Genomic DNA, 5,011 nt, shown 5'->3' with positions numbered 1-5,011 from the left:
TCAAATGAAAAGTATAAAACCTGGCAGAGGTCCATCTATGATGGGTGGTGTGGTTGGAATTTTTATGATCGGCTTCGGCATCTTCTGGACGGTTCTGGCTGCCCAGGCAAACGGTCTATTTGCGATGTTTGGTGTGCTTTGGACCGGTGTCGCAGTCGTAACAACAGTTTATAATTTTAAAAATGCTACCAGAAAAAACCGCTATTCCGCATATGATATTACCGACGCCAGCGAAGAAACGGATCCGCTGAACCAGCGTTTCGGCGATCAGCAAAACTCCACGCAACAAATAGACGGCGCCGATCATAACTTTTGCCCCTATTGCGGAGCTCCCGTTGCGAAAGACTTTGAATTCTGCAATCGTTGCGGCAAAAAGCTCCCTTAAGATCCATATCCTGACCCTTGGGGCAGCTACAATCGGCCGCGGCCTTCTTGAGCTTTTGCCCCTTTTTGTAGTAGGGATCATCATAGCAGCCTGATGCCTGCAAGGGTTCTCTCTTGTCAAAAGGCCAGCACAGTACAAAAGACCTGAAGCATTTTTGGCTTCAGGTCTTTTTCAACATCCAGAGGGAATGAAAGAACCACCCCTCTATTGGGCAAACTGGCTGTTATATAGCTTCGCATAAAATCCATTTTTCTGAAGCAGCTGCTCATGGTTCCCCATCTCCACAATATGGCCGTCCCGCATGACCAGGATCACATCCGCCTCCCGGATGGTGGAAAGACGATGAGCTACAATAAAGCTGGTGCGTCCCTCCATCATCTCCTCAAAGGCCTTTTGGATTCGGGCCTCGGTTCGAGTATCGATGGAGGAGGTAGCCTCATCCAGGATGAGCATGGGCGGGTGGGTCAGCATGATCCGGGCAATACATAAAAGCTGGCGCTGGCCCTGGGAAATATTCTCCCCCTCTCCGGAGATCATGGTATCGTAGCCCTGGGGCAGTCGGCGGATAAAGCTGTGGGCGTGGGCCGCTTTGGCCGCCGCCACAATCTCCTCCCGGGAGGCGTCGGGCCTGCCGTAGGCGATGTTCTCCGCTACCGTTCCGCTGAAGAGCCAGGAATCCTGCAGCACCATGCCATACTGGGCCCGGAGGCTCTGGCGGGTCAGCCCCATGATATCCTGGCCGCTGACCCAGATTTTCCCTTGATCCGGGTCGTAAAAGCGCATGAGGAGGTTAATCATGGTGGTCTTGCCGCAGCCGGTAGGGCCTACGATGGCAATCTTCTGCCCAGGGCTGACCTGGAGGTTCAGGTCCTGGATCAGCGGTTTTTCCGGCTGATAGGAAAAGTCCACATGTTCCAGACTGACCCGGCCGTCGCAGTGCTCCAGCACCTTGCCGCCGGCATCTGAGGGCTCTGCTTCTTCATCCAGCAGGTGGAATACCCTTCTGGCCGAGGCAAAGGCGGTCTGCAGCTCGGTGATGACGCCGGTGATCTCATTAAAGGGCTTGGTGTATTGGTTGGCATAGGAAAGGAAACTGGAAAGCTGCCCGACGCTCAGGCTGCCGCCCATAGCGGAAAGGGCGCCGAAGATGCCCACCGCGGCATAGACCATGGCGTTGACAAAGCGGGTACAGGGATTGGTCAGGGAGGAATAAAACTGAGCCTTTACCCCGCAGTCGTAGAGGCGGCTGTTGATCTCTTCAAACTGTTTCTGGGCCCGCTGCTCATAGCCAAAGGCCTTCACCACCTTTTGGTTGCCCACCATCTCCTCCACCACGCCGGTGATCTCTCCCCGGGCAGATGACTGGGCCGTGAACATTTTGTGGGAACGCCGCGCAATAAAAGAGGCCACAAAGAGGGAGAGCGGGGTCAGGACAACCACCACCAAAGCGATGTGGACATTGACCGACAGCATAAAGCCCAGGGTGCCCAGGATGGTGACGACGCCGCTAAAAAGCTGGGTAAAGCCCTGAAGTAGCCCATCGGAAATCATGTCGGTATCGGTGACCACCCGAGCGATCAGATCCCCGTGAGACTGGCCGTCAATGGCCCGCAGGGGAACCCGGGACAGCTTCTGAAACGCGTCGTCCCGGATATCCTTCACCGTCCGGTAGGATACTGTATTGGTACAGGCGGTCATCATCCAGGAAAAGAGGGCGCTGACCGCAATGGCCGCCCCCATTTTGACCAGGATAGGCCAGATGGCCGAGAACCGGACCTGGCCAGGGCCTATGATCTGATCCACAGCGTTGCCGATGAGCACGGGCAGCCACAGGGAAAGCAGGACGCTGATGACAGCGCAGACAAGGCCTCCGGCCAGGTATCCGCCATAGGGTTTGGTATAGGAAAGGATCCGCTTCCCTACCTTCCAGGTACTGTCTTTCATCGGCCGGACGCCTCCTTCTCTTTCTGCTGGGAGAGGACGATCTCCCGATAGGCTTCGCATCCCTGGAAAAGCTCATCGTGGGTGCCCACCCCGGCCACCTCTCCATCATCCAGGACAATGATCTGATCTGCCTGGCGGATGGTGTGAGCCCGCTGGGATACCATAATCACCGTCATGCCCTGGGTTTCCTCCTGCAGGGATTTGCGCAGAGCCGCGTCAGTGGCAAAATCCAGAGCGCTGGCGCTGTCATCCAAAATGAGGATTTCCGGCTCCCGCACCAGCGCCCGGGCGATGGTGAGCCGCTGCCGCTGGCCTCCTGACAGGTTCTTGCCGCCCTGAGCGATCTTGGTCTGCCACCCGTCGGGGAGCTTGGATACAAATTCCTCCGCCTGGGCCACCCGCAGGGCTTTGGCGATCTGCTCTTGGGTCGCGTTCTCATTCCCCCAGCGCATATTTTCCTCCAAGGTGCCGGAAAAAAGCACCGCCTGCTGCGGCACAACGCCAATCTGCTGGCGCAGCCGCTCCAGAGGGTAGTCCCGCACATCCACCCCGTCTACCAAAACAGCTCCTTGGGTTACATCATAAAACCGGGGAATCAGGCTGACCAGCGTGGACTTTCCAGAACCGGTGCCGCCAATGATGCCGATGGTCTGCCCCGGCAGCATCTCCGCGCTAATATGGGAGAGGGAGGCTTCTTCCGCGTCGGGATAGGAAAAAGACACGTCCTGAAACTGAATTTTAGGGCCATGATACGGGGCTGGCATCCTGTCCTGTGCCCTGTCCGCAATGGCAGGCTGGGTCTCCAGCACCTCATTGATCCGGGCGGCGCTGGCGGAAGCTTTGGTAAAGATGACCACCAGGTTGGCTACCACCACCAGGGCCAGAAGGATTTGGGTCATATAGTTGACAAAGGCAATGATCTGCCCCTGGCTCAGGGACCCGGCGTTGACCCGCAGTCCCCCAAACCAGATGATGGCCACAATGGCAATGTTCATAATGGCAAAGGTCAGCGGATTTAATAAGGCCGAGATCTTCCCCACCCTCACCGAGGAGTCCATCGCGTCCTCCGTGGCCTGCTCAAATCGCTTTTGTTCCGCTTCCTGCTTGGAAAAAGCGCGGATCACCCGGGCCCCCTCCAGGTTTTCACGGGTGATGAGGGAGATACGATCCAGCTTCTTCTGAATCACGCGGTAAAAGGGAATGCTCCGGCTCATAACGAAATAGAGGGCCAGGGCAACCAGCGGAGCCGCCGCCAGAAAGACCAGGGAGAGCTGTAGGTCCAGCATCATGGCCATAACCGCAGCGCCGATGACCAAGAAGGGCGCGCGAACTACCAAACGGATCAGCATGGCCACCGCCAATTGGATCTGGTTGACGTCATTGGTGATGCGGGTAATCAGGGAGTGGGTACCGAACCTATCCACCTCACCATGGGAGAGGGAAAGGATATGGGCAAACAGGTCATTGCGCAGGAGGGTGCCAACTCCCTGGGACGCCCGGGCGGCAAAATATTGGCAGATCAACGCAAAACCAAGGCCTGCGATTCCCAGCACCACCATGACCCCGCCCATGATGAGAACATACTGGGTGTCCCCGTTTTTGACGCCCACGTCAATGATCTTTGCCATCACAAGGGGGACAATCAGTTCAAAAATTGCTTCCAGCAGTTTAAAAAAGGGGCCCAGGATTACCTCTTTTTTAAAGTGCCGGAGGTATCTCGCTAATTTTTTCATGCCATCATTCCATCTCATCTGTATTTCCCTATGATTTTACCACATTTCAACTGGTTCAACCATTGTTTTTCTTGTTTTATTATTTTCCCCATCTTTTCAAATGATTTGGGTGCTTTCATCTCATAAAATTTCATCGTGAAAATACCTCTTGCCTTTTTTCTTCCAATGGTATAAAATAAGGATATTCGGCGGGCATAGTTTAGTGGTAAAACATCAGCTTCCCAAGCTGAGGTTGCGGGTTCGATTCCCGTTGCCCGCTCCATACTGAAAAGGCTATAAATGGCTTATTTAAGCTGTTTGTGGCCTTTTTATTTTTGCCAAAATCTAGTTTTTGTCATTGTTTGGTCAAAAAAGCCGGAAAAAGAAAGTTCTCCCCCAGGGTTATATGGCCCCGGGGGAGAATTCACTTTTTATGCAGCGATCGGATGAACGCCTATTTTTTCCGTCTAATCAGGAGGACCGCGCCTGCGCTTGCTGCCAGCAGCACCAATGCCGCCGGGATGCGGCTTGCGTCGCCAGACTGGGGATTTTCTCTATCACCGGAAGGGTTGGCTGTATCGCCGGAACCGTCAAACCAGCTATCCGGCCACTCGAAGCCGGAATTCTGATTCCCAGAGCCGATGGAATTCCCTGTACCAGGCGTACCGGGCTCATCGGGATCCTCAGGTTCAGTGACCTCTCCCGGCTGCTCCCGGGTAATCACAAGTGTATAAACATCCTCCCCAGCGGTTACCACAATGATGTTTTCTCCTACAGAGAGGGGAACTTTTCCATCCGGGCCCACCGCGAACACTTCGCCGTTGAGGGTGACTTTCACCTCACCGGTAAAGCTGAGAATTACGCTTTCCACTGTATTTGGAACGGACGCTGTGTACTGGAAGACATCCGGATCAAAGGTCGGCTCCAGGGAAACCGAGGGATCCTCAAAGGTTACGTCGTCTAAAGAGGG

Annotated in this window: 4 protein-coding genes and 1 tRNA gene; 2 read left to right on the top strand and 3 right to left on the bottom strand. The window is 54.9% G+C overall.

Going from position 1 to position 5,011, the window contains the following annotated elements:
* The coding region (locus ACZ25G_RS05110; protein ID WP_463681761.1) for a zinc-ribbon domain-containing protein at positions 1–385 on the top strand (385 nt) is incomplete at its 5' end.
* 204 nt (positions 386–589) lie between these two features.
* On the opposite strand, the gene ACZ25G_RS05105 is transcribed toward ACZ25G_RS05110, so the two are convergent.
* Together ACZ25G_RS05105 and ACZ25G_RS05100 are read right to left on the bottom strand one after the other, a co-directional pair.
* The gene (locus tag ACZ25G_RS05105) at positions 590–2,329 is read right to left on the bottom strand and encodes an ABC transporter ATP-binding protein (protein WP_463681760.1); all 1,740 of its coding nucleotides are present in this window, start codon (positions 2,327–2,329) and stop codon (positions 590–592) included.
* A complete protein-coding gene (locus tag ACZ25G_RS05100) occupies positions 2,326–4,062 on the bottom strand; it encodes an ABC transporter ATP-binding protein (protein WP_463681759.1) in 1,737 nt (578 codons plus the stop codon). Before ACZ25G_RS05100 ends, ACZ25G_RS05105 begins: the two co-directional genes overlap by 4 nt.
* 188 nt (positions 4,063–4,250) lie before the next feature.
* On the opposite strand from ACZ25G_RS05100, the gene ACZ25G_RS05095 reads away from it, so the two are divergent.
* Positions 4,251–4,324 (top strand) — tRNA-Gly (locus ACZ25G_RS05095).
* Positions 4,325–4,495: 171 nt separating this feature from the next.
* Here ACZ25G_RS05095 and ACZ25G_RS05090 read toward each other — a convergent pair.
* Positions 4,496–5,011, bottom strand: a 516-nt coding sequence (locus ACZ25G_RS05090) for a cadherin-like beta sandwich domain-containing protein (protein ID WP_463681758.1), incomplete at its 5' end; no start/stop codon positions are given.

The sequence above is a fragment of the Zongyangia sp. genome (assembly GCF_965361945.1).
Note: the sequence above shows the minus strand (reverse complement) of the source record. Positions and strands in the feature narration are given on the sequence as shown.

Bases quoted from the DNA above. Each gene is read 5' to 3' on its own strand.
- ACZ25G_RS05105 (WP_463681760.1), bottom strand. From the start codon at position 2,329: ATGAAAGACAGTACCTGGAAGGTAGGGAAGCGGATCCTTTCCTATACC.
- ACZ25G_RS05100 (WP_463681759.1), bottom strand. From the start codon at position 4,062: ATGAAAAAATTAGCGAGATACCTCCGGCACTTTAAAAAAGAGGTAATC.